The sequence below is a fragment of the Nocardia sp. NPDC057455 genome, from assembly GCF_042802775.1.
Lineage (GTDB): Bacteria > Actinomycetota > Actinomycetes > Mycobacteriales > Mycobacteriaceae > Nocardia.
In genome coordinates this window covers 1-17380 of record NZ_JBHVDM010000124.1, presented here as the reverse complement: position 1 = coordinate 17380, position 17380 = coordinate 1, and the positions used below count along the sequence as shown (strand labels likewise).

Below are 17380 nucleotides of genomic sequence, written 5' to 3'. Positions count from 1 at the left end.
TCCTTCGCCGAGGGCTCCGCTTCCTTCTCGGACGCGTCCGCCGCCTCCGCCGGGCTGAGCAGACGCTCCAGCGCGGTATCGGCGACCCGCCGGAACGCCCGGCGCGGACGCGCCTGTTCCAAGGTCGCGACCTCGAGCGTGTTCACGCCCAGGACCCGCTTCTCCTTCTCCGTGCCCTCCGGCACGCCCGCCTGCAGCGCGCGCACCGCGACACCGACCGCGGAGGCCAGGTCCAGACCCGGCTGGTAGGACGACTTCAACGCGGTGACGATCGGTTCGGTCGTGCCGCCCATCACCACGAACTCCCGCTCGTCCACGATCGACCCGTCGAAGGTGATTCGGTACAGCACCGACTGCGGGGATTGCTCCGGATATCCCACCTCCGCCACACAGATCTCCACCTCGTAAGGCTTGAGCTGATCGGTGAAGATCGATCCGAGGGCCTGCGCGTAAGCGTTGGCCAGCGCACGGCCGGTGACATCGCGGCGGTCGTATTGATACCCGCGGATGTCGGCCTGCAGGATGCCGCCCCTGCGCAGGTTCTCGAACTCGTTGTACTTGCCGACCGCGGCGAACCCGATGCGGTCGTAGAGCTCACTCACCTTGTGCAGCGTCGTGGACGGATTCTCCGCGACGAACAACACACCCTTTTCGTACGTCAGCACCACTACGCTGCGCCCCCGACCGATACCCTTGCGGGCAAGCTCGGTCTTGTCGCGCATGATCTGCTCGGCCGACGCATAGTACGGCAACGTCATGATCAGGCGTTCCCTTCTTCGGCGGCCTCGCGGTCGGCGACGATTCCGCGAGTGATCTCCGCCAGCCGCGACTCGGTCACCTCGACCGCACCCTCCTCATCGATCGCGATCGCCGTCGGGAAGATGCCGCGCACCAGATCCGGGCCACCCGTCGCGGTGTCGTCGTCGGCCGCGTCGTACAACGACTCGACGGCGATGCGCAGCGCACGCTCCTGATCGATTCCCTTGGCGTACAACTTCTTCAGCGCGGACTTCGCGAACACCGAGCCGGAACCGACCGCGGCATACCCGAAACGCTCCTCGCTGCGTCCACCCACCACATCGAACGACACGATGCGACCCGCCTTGTCCGGGTCGGTGGCGCCCAGGTCGTAGCCGACCAGCATCGGCACCACCGCCAGGCCTTGCAAGGCCGCGGGCAGATTCTCGCGCACCATCTTCGACAGTTTGTTGGCCTTGCCGTCGAAGGTCAGCGGCACGCCCTCGAGTTTCTCGTAGTGCTCCAACTCCACCGCGAAGATCCGCACCATCTCCACCGCCATGCCCGCGGTGCCTGCGATGCCTGCCGCGGAATAACTGTCGGTGATGTAGACCTTCTCGATGTCTCGGCTGGCCAGCAGGTTCCCCTGCGTCGCGCGCCGGTCACCTGCGATCAGCACACCGCCGCGGTAACTCACCGCGACGATGGTGGTGCCGTGCGGAGCGATCTCCTTCGCGGAAGTGCCGCCGGATATTCCGGCGGCACCTTGTCCGAATCTGGTGGCAGGCAACAGGTCCGGAGCATGCATGCGGAGGTAGTCGGAGAAGGAAGAGAGGGCGTACCCCAGGTGGAGACGCGAGGGGTCACCGACTGTCACTGGCCACCTTTCTGCACGTACGCGCGGACGAAGTCCTCGGCGTTCTCCTCGAGCACATCATCGATTTCGTCGAGCAGGTCGTCGGTTTCTTCCGCCAGCTTCTCGCGGCGCTCCTGACCGGCGGCATCCACACCGTCCGGGCCCTCGTCCTCGTCGCCACCCCCGGCGCGCTTGGTCTGCTCTTGTGCCATGGCAGCCGACCTCCTCTGTCCTCACCATGACCGGAACCCATCGTGAGCACGATCCCGATCATGAGCAATGTCCGTGCTCGTCCCTCAACACTACCTACCAGCACCGACAGTGTGCCTATTTTGCTGTGTCCTCGGCCGCGCGGGCGCGGCGTGTTCGCGGGCGGTATTTGTTTGCAGTACCTGCGGCGCTGCGTGTTCGCGGCCCCGAGCCATCGGACGGCCGGGACGTGCGCTGCCGGAAACTACGTCGTGAGCTGCTGCACCAGGTCGGCGGCCGTGGTCACACCGTCGAGGAGCTTGCCGACGTGGGCCTTGGTGCCGCGGCGGGGTTCCAGGGTGGGGATGCGGACCAGGGAGTCGCCGCCCAGGTCGAAGATCACCGAGTCCCAGCTGGCCGCCGCGATGTCGGCGCCGAAGCGGCGCAGGCATTCGCCGCGGAAGTAGGCGCGGGTGTCGGTCGGCGGGTTGGTCATGGCGTCGAGGACCTGTTGCTCGGTGATCAGCCGCTTCATCGAGCCGCGGGCGACCAGGCGGTTGTAGAGGCCCTTGTCCAGGCGCACGTCGGAGTACTGCAGGTCCATCAGGTGCAGTTTGGGGGCCGCCCAGCCGAGTCCCTCGCGGCTGCGCATGCCCTCGAGCAGGCGCAGCTTGGCGGGCCAGTCGAGCAGGTTGGCGCACTCCATCGGATCGCGTTCGAGCAAGTCGAGCACCATCGCCCAGTTCTCGATGATGTCCTGGACGCGCTTGTCGTCGTTGCCGGTGCGATCGACGAATTTGATCACCCGGTCCAGGTAGACGCGCTGCAACGCGAGGCCGGTCAGCTCGCGGCCGTCGGCGAGCGCGACGGTCGCCCGCAGCGTGGGATCATGACTGATCGTGTGCACCGCGGTGACCGGGCGAGCCAGTTGCAGATCCGACAGGTCCTCGCCCGCTTCGATCAGGTCGAGGACCAGCGCGGTGGTGCCGACCTTGAGGTAGGTCGACATCTCGGCCAGGTTGGCGTCCCCGATGATGACGTGCAGCCTGCGGTACTTGTCGGCGTCGGCGTGCGGTTCGTCGCGGGTGTTGATGATGCCCCGCTTGAGCGTGGTCTCCAGGCCGACCTCGACCTCGATGTAGTCCGAGCGCTGGGACAGCTGGAAGCCCGCGTGGTCGCCCGACTGACCGATGCCGACCCGGCCGGAGCCGCACACCACCTGCCGGGACACGAAGAACGGCGTGAGCCCGACAATGATCTGGTTGAACGGGGTGTCCCGGCTCATCAGATAGTTCTCGTGGGTGCCGTAGGAGGCGCCCTTGCCGTCGACGTTGTTCTTGTACAGCTGTAGCCGCGGGGCTCCCGGCACGCTCGAGGCGTGCCGCGCGGCGGCCTCCATCACCCGCTCGCCTGCCTTGTCCCAGATCACCGCGTCCAGCGGGTCGGTGACCTCGGGCGCGGAGTATTCCGGGTGCGCGTGGTCGACGTAGAGCCGGGCGCCGTTGGTGAGGATCATGTTGGCGGCACCCACCTCGTCGGCGTCGATCACCGGCGCGGGCCCGTTCATCCGGCTCAGGTCGAATCCGCGCGCGTCGCGCAGCGGCGACTCCACCTCATAGTCCCAGCGGGTGCGCTTCGCGCGCGGCACGCCCTCGGCCGCGGCGTAGGCCAAGACCGCCTGGGTCGAGGTGAGGATCGGGTTGGCCGACGGCTCGGTCGGGGTCGAGATGCCGTATTCGACCTCTATTCCGATGATGCGCTGCATGCTGTCGAGCCTATGCGACGCACCCGCCCGAACCGGTCGCGACCGGCGGAGTCCAATGTCATACCGCAGGTGGTACTTCCGGAGGACTCGTCGCGGCGCAGGTCGGCGCGATAGTCGGGACATGTCCGAATCGATCGCCGGCCGCCACGCGGAGACCCCCGAACAGCACCGCGCGGCGCCTCCAGCACCGCCCCCACGCACCCGGCTCGTCGCATTGGACGTGCTACGAGGGATCGCGATCCTGGGCACCCTCGGCACCAACGTATGGATCATGACCGATCCGGAGGGGCTGGTCGGCTACCTGCAGAACCTGGGCCGGCAGGCCGGCGGGTGGACGTGGACCGAGCGCGTGCTCCAACAGGTGGCGCAGGGCAAGTTCCTCGGGTTGCTCACCATCATGTTCGGTATCGGCCTGGCCATCCAGCAGCGCTCCGCGACGAGAGCCGGGCGGCGCTGGCCGGGCAAGTACCCCTGGCGCGCGGGACTGCTGTTCCTGGACGGTCTGCTGAATTTCGTGTTCGTCGCCGAGTTCGACGTCCTGATGGGTTACGCGGTGACCGGTCTCGTCGTCGCGTTCGTGCTCGCCACCGGTGAGCGGGCGCAGCGGCGCTGGCTGGTCGGCGCGGCGGCCGTGCACGTGTCGCTGTTGACGCTGATCGCACTGGCTCTGGCGTTCGCGCCGCGCCAGAATTCGGCCGCGCGTCCCACGTTGGACCCGAATCCGTACGCGGAGGGCTCGTTCTGGGATCTCGCGCTGTTCCGGCTCGGCCACGCCGGGCTGTTCCGGGTGGAGGCGATCTTCGTCTTCGCGATGTCGGTCGCGCTGTTCCTGACCGGCGCCCGGCTGTTCCGCGCCGGGGTGTTCGGCCAGGAAGGCCGACGAATCCGTCAGCGCCTGATGATCCTCGGGTTCGGTGTCGCGGCGCCGATCGACTTGGCCGTCGGTCTAATGGGCGGCGGCGACCTCATCCTGTTCACCCGTTACGGCAGCGCTCCGTTCGTCGGTCTCGGCATTCTGGCGGCGGTCGCCGAGTGGTACCTGCGGCGTCCCGTGGCCGGGTTCGCCGGGCGGCGCCTCACCGAGATCGGCCGCACCGCGCTCAGCTGCTATATCCTGCAGAACCTGGTGGCATCGGCGCTGTGCTACGGCTGGGGCCTCGGACTCGCCGCCCGCGTCTCACCCGGCGACCGCGTTCCGTTCACCATCGGCGTCTACCTGCTGGTGGCGCTGATCATCGCCACCGGAGCGCACCTATGGCTACGCCGCTTCGAGCGGGGGCCGGTGGAGTGGTTCTGGAACGTGAGCTACCGGACACTGGCCCGAGAACGCTGAGTCCGCCGCCGCCCGCATCCGCCGCACCGGAGGATGCGGGCGTGACCGGGCCGGGCCGGCACAGCGTTGAACTCGACTGTGCCGCCGAGCTTGTCGTGACCGTTACTCGGACGGAACCGGCGGACACGGCGCCCGGCGGCCGCTAACGTCGTGTTGTGACGTTCGCCGACCGCTACCCCTTGCTGCACACCCCCGCCCACTGGGCATGGGGTGATCTGGATGTGCGATTCTCCACCACACTCCCGTCGGACGAACTGGTCACCAATATCCACGTGGTCTGTTTCGTCGGCGACGAGATCGTCCTCTGTCGCGACGATCACGACGTGTGGCTGCTTCCCGGCGGCACCAGGGAACGCGGCGAGTCGGTCGACGCGTGCGTGCGCCGCGAACTGCTCGAGGAGGCGGGAGCGCGCCCGGTCGGACCGATCAGATGGTTCGGCGCTCATCACGCGACGAGCAATGGCCGCGCACCGCATCGCGAGTGGCAGCCCCATCCGCACAAGGCGTGGCTGTGGTGCACCGCCGATGTGGTGCTCGACTCGGCGCCGACCAATCCCGACGATGGCGAGCAGATTCTCGAGGTGCGCACCTTTCCCGTCGCCGAAGCGATGCGGCGCGCCGAATCCGACGGCGAGCACCTGAGCGAACTCGTGGCGTTGGCCGTCGAACTGCACCGTCCGGCGTTGCGGCCCGATCGTCCCGTATAACCGCCTGGGCGCGTGCCGACCTGTGCGGCCGCCACCCGCCCGGGAAAGCGGGGCAGAATCGAAAGATGGCAACGGCAACATGGCACGGCCGCGTCCTGGCGACCAGCAACGACACCATCCTCATCGAGGGCAACCACTACTTCCCTCCGGACTCGATCCGGCCGGAGTTCTTCCAGCCCTCCGGCACGCACAGCTACTGCCCGTGGAAGGGCACCGCCAGCTACTACACCGTGGTGGTCGAGGGAGACTCCAATACCGACGCCGCCTGGTACTACCCGGAGCCGAAGACCAAGGCGGCGCAGATCAAGGACTATGTCGCGTTCTGGCGCGGCGTCGAGGTGACCGAGAACTGACCGGTGGTCTTGCACTGCCGGCAATCGAGCGGCGAACTCGTGATCGATACCGGAATCCGTTCGTAGGGGCGGCCGTGCGGTGACCTGTGGGCCGGGTGGGCGGAACCTCCCGCACGATCCCGGCGACCCGCGGTAATCGGAGGAATCGGGAATACCGCCCCCGCGAAACCGATACGCTCTTCCCAGGATTCAGCGCGAGTGTCTCAGCCGGGAGCATCCCATGATGAAGGCTCTGGTCACCAACGGCTTCTCGATGTCGCCTTTGGGCGCAGCGGACGAACCACCGCAGGCGGGTGTCGCGCTGCTCCGGCCGGGGGTCCTGGCTTTCGCCGGATCGATCGGTCCGACGGAGTTGCATGCGCACCACGCGGTGCAGATCGTCGCCGCGAGCACCCCGATCGTGGTGGTGGACGGCAGCGGCGTCCGCAGGCAGGGCACTCACGTCATCGTGCCGACCGACGCACCGCACCGGATCGACGTGGGCGCCGCGCACGGCACGGCCGTCTACCTCGACCCCGAGACCGCCGCCGGTGCGGCGGCCGACCGCAGGGCCCACCTCAACGGCTGGGCCGACAGCGCAGGCACCCTCGGCATCACGGCCGGTAGCGGCGATCTGACCGCACAGGTCACCGCGGTCGTCGACGATCTGCTGCCGCAGGACGGCGCATCCGACGCGGGTGAGCGGCACGCGGTGATCACGGCGGCGCTGCAACTGCTGCCCGCCCTGGTACGCACGGGCTCGGTGCGCGGCTCGGACGTCGCTCGCCAACTCGGGATTCCGGCGCCCCGGCTATCCCACCTGTTCAGCGAGCAGATGGGAATCCCCCTGCGCCGCTACATCGTCTGGCTGCGGCTGCACATCGCGCGGACCCGCGCCCTCGCCGGGGACGACCTGACCACCGCCGCGCACGCCGCCGGTTTCTCCGACGGCGCCGACCTCACCCGCACCTGCCGCCGGACTTTCGGCCTGCCGCCCTCGGTGCTGAGCGGCATCGGCGAATCGGTGCCGGACGCGTAAGCCCATCTCGCGCCGAAGTGTCGCCGCGATCGCCGCACACACCGGACGAGTTCGTCGCCGATCAGAATCGCAGGTCGCCGCATCTGCGTGGTGTCTGCTTCGCCAAGCACCACCGAAGGCCGACGGCGCGGTCAGTCCGCCGGACGGGACTCGACGTAATACTCCGCCGAGATCGTCTTCAGCACCTGCCGGACCCCCACCGGCGCCCATGCCACGGACGGGTCGTGCCGCACCACCGGATCGGTCAATTCGACCACGTGACCGCGGGTCTCCAGCGCGAATCCCTCTGCCGCGCCGATGTTCTTGACCCAGTCGACATTCCGGCCGTACGTCAGCGCGATTCGGTAGGCGCCGTCCTGCTCGAAGACCATGACCGGGGTGCGGTAGGACCGTCCCGATCTCCGGCCCTTGTGCAGCACGATGCCGAAGCCGGGCGCGCGGCCCGCGACCAGGCCCGCGGTCGGATTGGTGACATGCCGGTTGAAATTCGCCAGTGCGTGCGGAAGCACCATGGGCGGCGATCCTCTCTCCCTGTGGCGTGCGGTGTTCACGTTACTCTCGACCCATGTCCGCTCCACCGCATCGCGGGTCGTCCCACGCCGGAGATCCGAGCGCCGAACCGATCGCGGTCTACGATCGGGCGGGTAACCCCGTCGGCGCCGCCGAGCGGGCCACGGTCTATCGCGACGGATTGTGGCACGCCAGTGCCGGTGTGCTGCTGCGATCCGGTGACGGCGAACGCCTCTATGTGCACCGTCGCACCGGCACCAAGCTCGTCTTCGCGAGCATGCACGACTGCTTGGCCGGTGGTGTCGTCGCGCCGGGCGAAGCGCCGCGCGAGACCGCCCTGCGGGAATTGGCCGAGGAATTGGGCGTCACGCCGGATCCCGCCGAGCTGTCCCCGGAACCACTGGCAAAGGTCTCCTGGGACGGCGAATGGGACGGCAGGCCGATGCGCTGCCACCTGTTCGCGTACGAACTGCGCTACGACGGGCCCGTCCGTCACCAACCCGACGAGATCGCCGATGGATGGTGGTGGACCGACACCGAGTTGCGCGCGCGCCTGGCCGATCCGGACTGGCCGTTCGTCCCCGACACCCGCCTGCTGATCACGGACCTGCTGGCGAGCGCCGGGTAGCCGCAGAACGACCGGGATCAGCTGGAGGACGCGGCCGATCCGGCCCAAGCGGCGAACGCGCCGGGATTGCGCGTCTGCAGCAGCACCCGGCCGGGGCCGGTGAAGTCGAAGACCAAGCCTTCACCGGACTTCAACGACTGGATGGATCGACCCGAAACGGCCCGGCGGATGGTGAAATTCATCGCCAGGTCGTAGGCGACCACGTGCCCGGTGTCGATCGTGATCGGCTCGCCCGGCTGCAGATCGATCACATCGATCGCACCGAACACACCCACCACGATCTCGCCTTCACCGTGCGCGCGCAGACCGAACCCGCCTTCGCCGCCGAACAGATTGGCGAAGCCGCCCCATTTGCTTTCCACCTGCACGCCGTGCGAGTTGGCGATCCAGCCCCCGCGGCTGATGAAGAACGGCCGGTCCGGGGTGATCTGCAGATTGAGCACGTCACCGGGCAGCGCGGGCGCCACGTCGACCCACCCGCCCTCCGGCGGCGCGGTGAAAGTCGAGACGAAGAACGATTCCCCGGCCAGCACCGACCGCTTCAACCCGGCCAGGATGCCGCCCTCGGCCTTGGCCTGCAACATGACTCCCGCCGAGTGGGCCACCATGGCGCCGCTCTCGACCCGCATCGGCTCGCCGCCCGCGAGAAAGCACCGCGCGATGGCGGCGGCCGGGCTGTGGCGCAGTTGTACCTTCATGTCAGCCGACCCTACCGCCGAGAACGGCGCCGCGGGCGGCCGCAATGCCCGCCGGACCGGTGCCCGCGGGACCGGACGCGCCATCGCGCGGCCCTGGTCGTCAGAGCAGGTCGCGCAGCGCGGCGTCGTCGCGGGCCACCGCGGCCCCGCCGTCGGCGGTCAGCACGATCGGGCGCTGGATCAGGCCCGGATGCTCGACCAGCGCGCCGATCCAGCGGTCGCGGTCCGCGGCGGTCCGCGCCCAGCTCGCCATGCCGAGATCCTTGGCGACCTGCTCGCCGGTGCGGGTGATGTCCCACGGCTCGGCACCCAGCCGCCGCAGCACCTCACGCAACTCGGCGGCCGTCGGCGGCTGATCCAGATATTTCCGCACGGTGTAGTCCACGCCGGCCTCGTCCAGGAACGCCGTGGCGTTGCGGCTCTTGCTGCACCGCGGGTTGTGCCAGATCTCTGTCTGCCCGGAAGTCATGCACGCAGGGTACCGAGGGCGCGCACCGCCGCCGTCCGGTGCCCGCTCGCGGATCTCGGACATCGCCCCGCCAACCGCGGCATGTGCTTCGATACTGGGAGCATGAGTGAGCACGCATCGTCCGAAAACCCTTACGGCACACCCACTACGTCCGGCCCCGAACCCATCCCGTCGTACCAGGCCTTGATGAATCGGGTCGTGCGGACGCTGCTGCGCGTGCCGGGCATATCCGGCGTCGTCGGCAAGCGGCTGATGGTTCTGCACGTCGTCGGGCGCAAGTCGGGGAAGGTCTACGACGTACCCCTGGCCTACACCCGGCACGGTGACAGCCTGCTGATCGGCACCGCCCTGCGTCCGTGGGTCAAGAATCTGCGGGCGGGCGATCCCGTGCGGGCTTCCTTCGGCGGCGAGCCGCGCACCTTCGACCCGGTGGTGCACAGCGGCGAGACCGACGTGCTCCGGCTCTACGAGATCGTCGCGCGGGACAACAAGCAGAACGCGAAATACAACGGCATCGGCTTCACCGCGGACGGTTCGCCCTCCAAGGCCGACATCTACCAGACCTGGCAGCAGGGCGGCGTCGTGGTGGAACTGACGCCGCACTGAGCGGACGGGTCAGTGCGCGCGGACGTAACCGTCGGCGACGTCGAGCACTTCGTCGACGATCTCCAGGCCGGTCCGCAGTTCGTCGGCCGTCGTGGTGAGCGGCGGCGCGATCTGGAAACGGTTGCCCGCGTTGAACGGCCACAAGCCGCGCGCCTTGGCCGCCGCGGTGACCGCGAGCATCGGTTCGGCGTCCGCGCCCGTCGCGGCGAACGGGATCAGCGGCTCACCGCTGCGCTGATCCCGGACCAGTTCCAGCGCCCAGAAGAACCCCAAGCCCCGGACCTCGCCGACGCTCGGATGACGACCGGCCAGCTCGCGCAGGCCTTTTCCGAGCACATCCGCGCCCACCGCCCGTACGTGATCCAGAATCCCCTCACGTTCGAACACCGCGATCGAAGCGACGCCCGCCGCGCAGGCCAATGGGTGCCCCGCATAGGTGAGACCGCCCGGATACGCCACATGGTCGTAGCGCTGCGCGATGCGTTCGGCCATGAGCACGCCCCCGAGCGGAACGTAGCCGGAGTTCACCCCCTTGGCGAAGGTGATGATGTCCGGCTCGACGCCGAACGCCTGCACCGCGAACCATTCACCCACCCGGCCGAACCCGACCATCACCTCGTCTGCGATGTAGACGATGCCGAACTCGTCGCACAGCGCCCGCACACCGGCGAGGTAACCGGGCGGAGGGACGAGCACACCGTTGGTGCCGACCACCGTCTCCAGGATCAGCCCCGCGATGTGCTGCGGTCCCTCCAGCTCGATCACCTGCCGCAGGTGCGCCAGTGCGGCAGCCGTCTCCTGCTCGGGACTCGTCGTACCCCACGGAGATCGGTAGGGGTAGGGCCCGAAGAACCGCACCACGTCGACGTTGGTCGGCTCCGCGCCCCAGCGCCGCGGTTCACCGGTCAGGCCGATCGCCACACCTGTGCCGCCGTGGTAGGAGCGGTAGGCCGCGAGCATTTTCGTGCGCCCGGTGTAGCTTCGCGCCAAGCGCACCGCGTGTTCGACGGCTTCCGCGCCGCCCGTGGTGAACAGAATGCGGGTCAGCTCGCCCGGAGCCCGCTCGACGATCAGCCGCGCCAGTTCGCTGCGTACGTCGTTGGCGACCGTCGGCGAGATCGTCGCCAACCGCTGCGCTTGGGCGACGATCGCGGCGACGATATCCGGGTGCTGGTGGCCGATGTTCACGTTGACCAGCTGCGAGGAGAAGTCCAGGTAGCGCTTGCCCGTGTCGTCCCAGAAATACGAGCCGAACGCCCCGGTGATCGGGGCCGGGTTCAACTCGGCCTGTGCGCTCCAGGGATAGAAGACGTGATCTGACCCGCTCATGGGGCGAATTCCCCCTTTGAACCCGGATAGAACAGCACATTGGCACCATAGCCCCATCGGGGCCCCTGCGCGGCTGGAGGCGCGGCATATGACGAGAACTGTCCCGCCGGTGATTCCCCACAGGTCAGCAAGCCTCGGCCACGCCGTCACGCATTCCGGAGCCACGGCAGGAGAGATGGTCGAGCTGCCGCTCGCCCCTATGCGCCGCCATCGCCCGAACGCGGCCGGGTACTCGTTGCGTCCGGTCGATACTCATGGCCAGATCATGGACCGTGAGATGGTCGCCTCACGGGGCTGGGAGCCGGGTGATCGCCTCGGCTGGCGTATCAGCGGCGGAGTCGCCGTCCTGTCCTCCCGCGCGAACGGCTCGGCCGCGGTGACGCGGAAGGGCCACCTTCGATTGCCCGCGGAACTGCGGCACCTCGTGGGCGCCGAGATCGGCACCCGCGTGCTGATAGTTGCCCCCACCGCTACGCCGTCGCTGCTTCTCGTCCCGATGTATTCGCTCGACGACATGGTCGCCCGCAGTGTCCTCGAAGTACTCGGAGGTGATCTGTCATGACTGCCGACTCTTCCGATGTCGCCAGTATCGAGGCCGCAGGCTCGGCATCCGCCCCAGCCAGGCCCGCAGCACCGCGCTGTTCCAGCTCGCCACAGAGATCCCCGCCGCCATCCTCGCCCGAACACTCGGTATCAGCGTGAACTCCGCCGTCCGCCGGCAACAGATCTCCGCCGGCGACTGGGCCACCTACGCCGCCGAAGTCAGCCAGCGGACAGAGAGGACAGATAAACACCCAGCATCGAATACATGATCATGTCTCGACGCTCTTCACCCACCTGCTGCCAACCGCGAAGCAGGCCCTCACGCTGGAAGCCCACCCGCTCAGCCGTCTTCTGGGACGCGGCATTCCATGGCTCGGCATACAACTGAAGACGAGGAATCTGCAGGTCGCTAAGGGCCCAGACAGCGACAGGCAACCGGGAACGGCGTTCCGCCGATAGCCGGACCTGGCCGCATCGGCCGGCCGAACGCGTCCCGGAGCGTGCCGTCCTGCCTCAGCTGGTGCCGTCCTGCACCGGATAGTCGATGACGACCACACCGCCGGTGGCGTAGTTGACGACATCGGCGGCCGCCCGCTGGCCGTGCGACGACGCCCGCGCCGCGGCCATGGCGGCGGCGTCAGTGAAGTCGGCTTCGAAGACCGCGAAATACGGGGGTTCTCCGTTGGTCGCCGCCACGTCGAAGCTGTAGCGCCACGCAAGCAGGCCGGGCCAATTCATGACCAGCGGAAGGTGGTTGTTCACGTAGTACTCGCGGAAGTGGTCAGGGTCGGCGGGCTTGGGATAGAGGACCACCAATTTATGCATGACTGCCTTCTGCATCTACCGCGGTCGGTTGAATCGTCATATGCGCAGGTTAGGGCTTGATATGTGGTCGAGGGAAAGACCGGGACGCGATAGACTCAGAACGGATCGTTATCAATCGGCAGGGAGAGCATGTGGCGCCGGATACGGTGAGCCTGCGGTACTTTCTGGTGCTGGCGCAGGAGTTGAACTTCACCCGCGCGGCCACACGGATCGGTATCGCGCAGCCGGCACTCAGTGCCCGGGTTCGCCGATTGGAGGCGGAACTCGGTACGAGCCTGCTGGTTCGTAACACGCGTAGCGTCGTATTGACCACGGCCGGTGCGGCTTTGGCGGAGTCCGCGCCGCCCGCGCTGGCGGCGCTGGACCGGGCATGGGACACCGCCCGGAATGCGGGGGCCGGTGAACTGGGCACGCTGCGCATCGGATACAGCCTCAGCGCGGGGGCCGAGACGGCACCGGCTCTGGTGGACAGGCTCATTCGCAGCAGCCCGGGACTCGAGGTCGGCGCGGTCCCGATGGCGACACCGGAGATCTCCCCCGCGGTCGCCGACGGCCGCATCGATGCGGGGATCACCCGCGGTGAACAGCCGGGTCGTGGCGTGCGCCGGTTCCTGCTGCGGCGTGTGCGCGTCGGGGTCCAATTGGCACAGCATCATCCGCTGGCCGAACATCCGGAGATCGAAATCGCCGATGCGGCCGCGTATCCGCTGCGACTCCCCGACCGTACGGCCAATCCCGTGATCCACGATCAGCTGTCCGCACTGTTCCGCAACACCCGGCCGATCCCCCGATTCCACACGCCCGCAGTCTCTTTCGACATGTCTCAGCGCGACCTGCGCGACGGGCTCACCCTCGCCCCGGCCGGTGAAGTCGCGGTAACGACACAACCGGCCGGTCTCACGTGGCGACCGCTGCGGGGCGCACCCACCTTGACCATCCACCTGGTCCTCCCGCGCGTGCAGTCACCACTACACCGCCGAATCCGTACCGTCGCCAAAACCCTGGCACACGAGCTGCACTGGCTGCCGGACTGACGCGCAGCATGTCACGCAGATTGCCGACGACGATGACGATCCTCTGCACCACCAAAACCTTCAACAGCGGATGTGTCCAGGAAATCGGTACGAGCACGAGCAATTGCCCAACCGGCACGACGATCCCGAGTACTACAGCGGAGTACATGCGCGGGGCGGACGAGAAGGAGCGCGCCCGCGCCGAGATGTTCGCCTGATTCCAGGAGCTGAGCGAGCTGCGCCGCAAGGAAAACCGTGCGGCTCGACGTCGGTGGTGGCGGTGCGCCGCATCGCCCGGATGGGCGATATAGCGCAGTATCTCCTCGATCGCCGGACGCAGCAGCGTCCGATCCGCCACCAGCTCCGCCGAGACACCGGCGGTCACGCTCGACCGCACCGAGGTGAACGCCAATCCCGGCGCCGCCCCGCCCGCGTAGTCACCCCAGCCTTCCCTTCGTGTGCGGGTGGCTGGCCGGTGCGGACCAGTACGCGGCGCACCGGTCAACCCGATCGCGGTCAGGGCGCGTATCGAATGTGCTGGTCACCAGCGGGATACCTTCGGCGGGCGATCCGAAATCACGTGCGACCTTCGCCCGGCCATGCTGGAATTATTCGCTGTGAGTGCTCATTTTCTTGATGAAGCCGACTTGATGGACAGGATGGAACGGAATCTGGCGGAGCATGCCTGCCACCTGCATCGGGGCATGACCGGTGCGGCCGTCACAGAGCGTGGTGACCTCTTGGTCGCCGACAGCGGCCTGGACGACGACACTTTCAATATTGTTGCCGCGGCTCGCTTCGCCGCCGACACCGCACCGGCACGTATCACCGAGACTGCTCGGACGCTGGCTCGCACCGGCCGCCGTTTCTCCTGGTGGGTGGGGCCTGCCTCGACACCAGTGCACCTCACCGCCTTCCTGACCGCGGCAGGTCTGCCGGCGTCCGAACGCGAGACGGCCATGTGGGCTGAGTTGGACGACACCCTCCCACTACCCGCCGTCCAAGGACTGGACATCCAGACGGTAGACACGTCCGAACAGCTCGCCGACTACGCCGCGGTTCTCGCTGCGAACTGGGACCCGCCTGCTGACACCGTCCGCCGCTTCTTCGCCCAGGCCACCCCGCAAGCCCTGGCCACGCACTGCCCGGCCCGGTATTTGGTCGGCTACGTGGGGGGCCGTCCGGTCTGTTCGGCCGAAGTGTTTCATCACGCGGGGCTCGCTGGGATCTACAACATCTGCACCCTGGCCGCCCACCGCCGGCGTGGCTACGGCGGTGCTATCACGCTCGCGGCACTCCGCACGGCCCGCGACCGAGACCACCGCATCGCGGTCCTGCAGGCGTCCGCCGACGGTGAGCCTGTCTACCGCCGCCTGGGTTTCCGCTCCTGTGGCCAGTTCACCGAACACACCATCAACCCCCGAACTACCTGAACTCCGCTGGTGGTCCACTTTTCCTGCCAATGGCGCCACTCGTTGACAGCCGCTATGACGACAGTGGCCTCGTAGCGGACCGTGAGCCTGTCGTATCTCGTAGCCACTGCACGGTCCCTTTTGAGGCGATCAATGCCGCACTCGACAGCGTCGGCCCAGTGCCCATACCGCTCCGGCACATCCCGCCACAGGACACCGGTGCGGGCACGAAATCGCTTCGTATGCCTTCGACCAGTTGCCAGCACTGCGAATGCACCGTGGGCAATGGTCGGGACTGATCTCCCACCAAGTTCTGACCATTGACAACCAGCAGAAGTGATCGTTGAAATAGTCCAACGATGATCGAACCTGACCGCCAACTCGAAGAGGAACTCAACGCCGCTCACAGCCTTTATCCGATCGGCGACCATGTGACCGGAGTGGTCACGCTGATTCCGCGACCCGGCGTCGTCGGACTGTTCGTCGACTTGCGCCATCCACCTACCGGATTCGTCGACATCCTGCATCTGCCGTTTTCCGCCGACCAATGGCCGGCTGTCGGCACAGTGACCGAGTTCGAGGTCCTCCAGCACACGCGCGGCCAGGTTCGCCTCTGGCCTCTCGATCCCGCCTTCCGATCGAGCACAACAAGGTTTCCCGTCATGAGCGAGTCCGAATGGTGCGCCGCCAAGAACCGCCACCCCGTCGGCTCCCCAGTCACCGCCGAGATCACCGACGTCTTCCCCAGCAACCGCGAATACTTCGTCGCATTCGATGGCCTCTGGTCCGGCCTGTCCTGGTCCGGCACGCCCCCCGTCGTCGGCACCACCGCCCAGTTCACCGTCGACCGACATCTCGACGCGACCCGAAGAATTCGGCTGCGCAGCGCCTGACAAACCCAGCACCTCGTCGTGGCTTGTGCCGGTCATGGTGCAGAGAAGCTCAGCGGCTCGACATGATCCTCGCTATGAGCGCCGAACCCTCCGCCTCGGTCGGTCACGTCCGGGCTTTCGCGACGATGATGGTCCACCTTCGTGGCCGTGAGCTGGAGCGATGGATGGCCGCCGTCGATGCCGACGATCTGCCCGCCCTGCACTCGTTCGTCCGCGGCCTCCGTCGTGACCTCGATGCAGTCACCGCCGGCCTGTCACTGCCCTGGAGCAGCGGTCCGGTCGAAAGGCACGTCAACCGCATCAAGATGATCAAACGCCGAATGTTCGGGCGCGCGAAACCAGACCTACTCCGGAAGCGAATCCTCCTGAGCGACTGAGCAACCCGCCTACGAAATCACGAAAGTTGTGCCAGATCTTCCCCGTAATCCACACATTCACACGGTGATGGCCTGACCCGTTCAACGTCGCAATCGTAGTTCATCGAAGGCGGGTCTTCATTGTCCAAACCTCCACCACACGCGGGCCCAACCCCGACCGGGGCCGGGCGCCCACCGAATGGGCACCACAGTCCACGTTTTCGGTGTCCCCGTGCGGGGATCTGAGAACGGACGAAATCGGACCGGTTGAGGGCTACTACGGCGGGGGTTGCTGGGTGTTAATGGAATAAGCGGGCCCGCAACACAATCCGACCAGCCATCGGGTGCCGCATCGACAAGGAGGCAGTGTCATGCCTATTTCTCCCAACCAGGGCTCGACCGGAGGCGGGACAACTGTCACCATCACCGGCACGAACCTCGCTGGTGCCACCGCGGTGCGTTTCGGTTCCAAGCTGGCCACCATCACCGCCAACACGCCGACCTCGGTCACCGTCACCTCCCCATCCGGCTCGGGCACGGTGCCGGTGACCGTGACCACCGCGGGAGGGACCAGCAACCCGTTGTCGTTCTTCTACGTCGGGGCGCCGTTCAAGTCCGCCCTTTCCGCGGTGTCGGGTGTGACGGCGGGCGGTAACTCGGTCACCATCACCGGTACCGGTCTGTCCACGGCCACCGCGGTGAATTTCGGCGCGAACGCCGCGACCCCGACGGTGGTCAATGACAGCACGTTGACCGTGACCGTGCCCGCGGGCGCGGCGGCCGGGGCGGTGAGTGTCAGCGTCACCACCGCCGGCGGCACCAACAACGGCCTGTCCTACACCTACGTCGACGCACCGACCATCGGGAGCCCGTCCCCGGCTTCGGGTCCGACCTCCGGCGGCACCGCGGTGACCATCCCCGGCACCGAGTTGACCACCACCCAGTCGGTCACGTTCGACGGTGTCGCGGCACCGTTCTCGGTCATCTCCGACACCTCGCTGGCCGCGGTCACCCCACCGGGAACCGCCGGTGCGGTCGATGTCGTGGTCACCACCAGCGGGGGCAGCGTCACCGGCGTCGGCGCCTTCACCTACGTCGCCGGACCCGGTATCTGACCGGATCTTGTCCAGGTGGTAGAG

General features: G+C 67.6%; 22 protein-coding genes. 13 read left to right on the top strand and 9 right to left on the bottom strand.

The genetic code is table 11. The annotated features are described in order from the left end of the window. The 4 genes from prcA to dop form a co-directional block, all read right to left on the bottom strand. A partial coding sequence (gene prcA, locus ACFU5M_RS31565; protein WP_379054731.1) for a proteasome subunit alpha occupies positions 1–758 on the bottom strand: 758 nt, incomplete at its 3' end. 2 nt (positions 759–760) lie between these two features. Beyond that, positions 761–1615, bottom strand: a complete 855-nt coding sequence (gene prcB, locus ACFU5M_RS31560; protein ID WP_379054729.1) for a proteasome subunit beta — start codon at positions 1613–1615, stop codon at positions 761–763. Beyond that, positions 1612–1806, bottom strand: coding sequence for a ubiquitin-like protein Pup (locus ACFU5M_RS31555; protein WP_014986166.1), 195 nt, complete (start codon positions 1804–1806; stop codon positions 1612–1614). The genes prcB and ACFU5M_RS31555 overlap by 4 nt, the downstream gene beginning before the upstream one ends. Positions 1807–2048: 242 nt before the next feature. Further along, positions 2049–3548 (bottom strand): depupylase/deamidase Dop, encoded by a 1500-nt coding sequence (gene dop / locus ACFU5M_RS31550; protein WP_379054727.1) that lies wholly within the window; start codon positions 3546–3548, stop codon positions 2049–2051. Between the two features lie 121 nt (positions 3549–3669). Here dop and ACFU5M_RS31545 point away from each other — a divergent pair, with 121 nt between their 5' ends. The 4 genes from ACFU5M_RS31545 (at position 3670) to ACFU5M_RS31530 (ending at position 6959) form a co-directional block, all read left to right on the top strand. Further along, complete coding sequence (locus ACFU5M_RS31545; protein WP_379054725.1) at positions 3670–4881, top strand: DUF418 domain-containing protein; 1212 nt, start codon at positions 3670–3672, stop codon at positions 4879–4881. A 155-nt stretch (positions 4882–5036) separates the two neighbouring features. Then, a complete protein-coding gene (locus tag ACFU5M_RS31540) occupies positions 5037–5588 on the top strand; it encodes an NUDIX domain-containing protein (protein ID WP_379054723.1) in 552 nt (183 codons plus the stop codon). Positions 5589–5653: 65 nt separating this feature from the next. Continuing rightward, positions 5654–5941: a DUF427 domain-containing protein gene (locus tag ACFU5M_RS31535; protein ID WP_379054721.1), complete on the top strand. Its 288-nt coding sequence runs from the start codon at positions 5654–5656 to the stop codon at positions 5939–5941. A 223-nt stretch (positions 5942–6164) separates the two neighbouring features. Further along, positions 6165–6959 (top strand): helix-turn-helix domain-containing protein, encoded by a 795-nt coding sequence (locus tag ACFU5M_RS31530; protein ID WP_379054733.1) that lies wholly within the window; start codon positions 6165–6167, stop codon positions 6957–6959. A 131-nt stretch (positions 6960–7090) separates the two neighbouring features. Here the strand turns inward: ACFU5M_RS31530 and ACFU5M_RS31525 are convergent, their stop codons facing one another. Further along, positions 7091–7471 carry a nitroreductase family deazaflavin-dependent oxidoreductase gene (locus ACFU5M_RS31525; protein WP_379054719.1) on the bottom strand — a complete coding sequence of 127 codons (381 nt, stop codon included), beginning with the start codon at positions 7469–7471 and terminating at the stop codon, positions 7091–7093. Between the two features lie 53 nt (positions 7472–7524). Here ACFU5M_RS31525 and ACFU5M_RS31520 point away from each other — a divergent pair, with 53 nt between their 5' ends. Further along, entirely contained in the window at positions 7525–8097 is a 573-nt protein-coding gene (locus ACFU5M_RS31520) for an NUDIX domain-containing protein (RefSeq protein WP_379054717.1), read from the top strand. 17 nt (positions 8098–8114) lie between these two features. Here the strand turns inward: ACFU5M_RS31520 and ACFU5M_RS31515 are convergent, their stop codons facing one another. Next, entirely contained in the window at positions 8115–8795 is a 681-nt protein-coding gene (locus ACFU5M_RS31515) for a TIGR00266 family protein (protein ID WP_379054715.1), read from the bottom strand. Between the two features lie 100 nt (positions 8796–8895). Continuing rightward, the gene (locus ACFU5M_RS31510; protein ID WP_379054713.1) at positions 8896–9264 is read right to left on the bottom strand and encodes an arsenate reductase family protein; all 369 of its coding nucleotides are present in this window, start codon (positions 9262–9264) and stop codon (positions 8896–8898) included. 102 nt (positions 9265–9366) lie between these two features. Between ACFU5M_RS31510 and ACFU5M_RS31505 the strand changes: the two genes are divergently transcribed. Next, positions 9367–9870, top strand: coding sequence for a nitroreductase/quinone reductase family protein (locus ACFU5M_RS31505; RefSeq protein WP_379054711.1), 504 nt, complete (start codon positions 9367–9369; stop codon positions 9868–9870). 9 nt (positions 9871–9879) lie between these two features. Here the strand turns inward: ACFU5M_RS31505 and ACFU5M_RS31500 are convergent, their stop codons facing one another. After that, entirely contained in the window at positions 9880–11199 is a 1320-nt protein-coding gene (locus ACFU5M_RS31500) for an aspartate aminotransferase family protein (protein ID WP_379054709.1), read from the bottom strand. Between the two features lie 175 nt (positions 11200–11374). Here ACFU5M_RS31500 and ACFU5M_RS31495 point away from each other — a divergent pair, with 175 nt between their 5' ends. Next, complete coding sequence (locus ACFU5M_RS31495) at positions 11375–11761, top strand: hypothetical protein (RefSeq protein WP_379054707.1); 387 nt, start codon at positions 11375–11377, stop codon at positions 11759–11761. A gap of 494 nt (positions 11762–12255) precedes the next feature. Here the strand turns inward: ACFU5M_RS31495 and ACFU5M_RS31490 are convergent, their stop codons facing one another. Then, positions 12256–12567: an EthD family reductase gene (locus ACFU5M_RS31490; RefSeq protein ID WP_379054705.1), complete on the bottom strand. Its 312-nt coding sequence runs from the start codon at positions 12565–12567 to the stop codon at positions 12256–12258. A gap of 131 nt (positions 12568–12698) precedes the next feature. Here ACFU5M_RS31490 and ACFU5M_RS31485 point away from each other — a divergent pair, with 131 nt between their 5' ends. From ACFU5M_RS31485 to ACFU5M_RS31460, 6 genes are all read left to right on the top strand, one after another. Continuing rightward, positions 12699–13601 carry a LysR family transcriptional regulator gene (locus tag ACFU5M_RS31485; RefSeq protein ID WP_379054703.1) on the top strand — a complete coding sequence of 301 codons (903 nt, stop codon included), beginning with the start codon at positions 12699–12701 and terminating at the stop codon, positions 13599–13601. A gap of 8 nt (positions 13602–13609) precedes the next feature. Beyond that, entirely contained in the window at positions 13610–13798 is a 189-nt protein-coding gene (locus ACFU5M_RS31480) for a hypothetical protein (protein WP_379054701.1), read from the top strand. A gap of 441 nt (positions 13799–14239) precedes the next feature. Beyond that, entirely contained in the window at positions 14240–15013 is a 774-nt protein-coding gene (locus ACFU5M_RS31475) for a GNAT family N-acetyltransferase (protein ID WP_379054699.1), read from the top strand. Between the two features lie 338 nt (positions 15014–15351). Next, entirely contained in the window at positions 15352–15885 is a 534-nt protein-coding gene (locus tag ACFU5M_RS31470; protein ID WP_379054697.1) for a hypothetical protein, read from the top strand. 62 nt (positions 15886–15947) lie between these two features. Further along, entirely contained in the window at positions 15948–16262 is a 315-nt protein-coding gene (locus ACFU5M_RS31465) for a transposase (protein WP_379054695.1), read from the top strand. Between the two features lie 350 nt (positions 16263–16612). Next, on the top strand, positions 16613–17356 hold the full coding sequence (locus tag ACFU5M_RS31460; protein WP_379054693.1) for an IPT/TIG domain-containing protein: 744 nt from the start codon (positions 16613–16615) through the stop codon (positions 17354–17356). Positions 17357–17380 lie beyond the last annotated feature (24 nt).

Coding starts and splice junctions, on each gene's coding strand:
- ACFU5M_RS31480 (WP_379054701.1), top strand. CDS start 13,610: ATGTCACGCAGATTGCCGACGACGATGACGATCCTCTGCACCACCAAA.
- ACFU5M_RS31500 (WP_379054709.1), bottom strand. CDS start 11,199: ATGAGCGGGTCAGATCACGTCTTCTATCCCTGGAGCGCACAGGCCGAG.
- ACFU5M_RS31465 (WP_379054695.1), top strand. CDS start 15,948: ATGATCCTCGCTATGAGCGCCGAACCCTCCGCCTCGGTCGGTCACGTC.
- ACFU5M_RS31495 (WP_379054707.1), top strand. CDS start 11,375: ATGGTCGAGCTGCCGCTCGCCCCTATGCGCCGCCATCGCCCGAACGCG.
- ACFU5M_RS31515 (WP_379054715.1), bottom strand. CDS start 8,795: ATGAAGGTACAACTGCGCCACAGCCCGGCCGCCGCCATCGCGCGGTGC.
- ACFU5M_RS31475 (WP_379054699.1), top strand. CDS start 14,240: ATGGAACGGAATCTGGCGGAGCATGCCTGCCACCTGCATCGGGGCATG.
- ACFU5M_RS31525 (WP_379054719.1), bottom strand. CDS start 7,471: ATGGTGCTTCCGCACGCACTGGCGAATTTCAACCGGCATGTCACCAAT.
- dop (WP_379054727.1), bottom strand. CDS start 3,548: ATGCAGCGCATCATCGGAATAGAGGTCGAATACGGCATCTCGACCCCG.
- ACFU5M_RS31535 (WP_379054721.1), top strand. CDS start 5,654: ATGGCAACGGCAACATGGCACGGCCGCGTCCTGGCGACCAGCAACGAC.
- ACFU5M_RS31520 (WP_379054717.1), top strand. CDS start 7,525: ATGTCCGCTCCACCGCATCGCGGGTCGTCCCACGCCGGAGATCCGAGC.
- ACFU5M_RS31505 (WP_379054711.1), top strand. CDS start 9,367: ATGAGTGAGCACGCATCGTCCGAAAACCCTTACGGCACACCCACTACG.
- ACFU5M_RS31460 (WP_379054693.1), top strand. CDS start 16,613: ATGCCTATTTCTCCCAACCAGGGCTCGACCGGAGGCGGGACAACTGTC.
- ACFU5M_RS31555 (WP_014986166.1), bottom strand. CDS start 1,806: ATGGCACAAGAGCAGACCAAGCGCGCCGGGGGTGGCGACGAGGACGAG.
- ACFU5M_RS31545 (WP_379054725.1), top strand. CDS start 3,670: ATGTCCGAATCGATCGCCGGCCGCCACGCGGAGACCCCCGAACAGCAC.
- ACFU5M_RS31490 (WP_379054705.1), bottom strand. CDS start 12,567: ATGCATAAATTGGTGGTCCTCTATCCCAAGCCCGCCGACCCTGACCAC.
- ACFU5M_RS31530 (WP_379054733.1), top strand. CDS start 6,165: ATGAAGGCTCTGGTCACCAACGGCTTCTCGATGTCGCCTTTGGGCGCA.
- ACFU5M_RS31510 (WP_379054713.1), bottom strand. CDS start 9,264: ATGACTTCCGGGCAGACAGAGATCTGGCACAACCCGCGGTGCAGCAAG.
- ACFU5M_RS31470 (WP_379054697.1), top strand. CDS start 15,352: ATGATCGAACCTGACCGCCAACTCGAAGAGGAACTCAACGCCGCTCAC.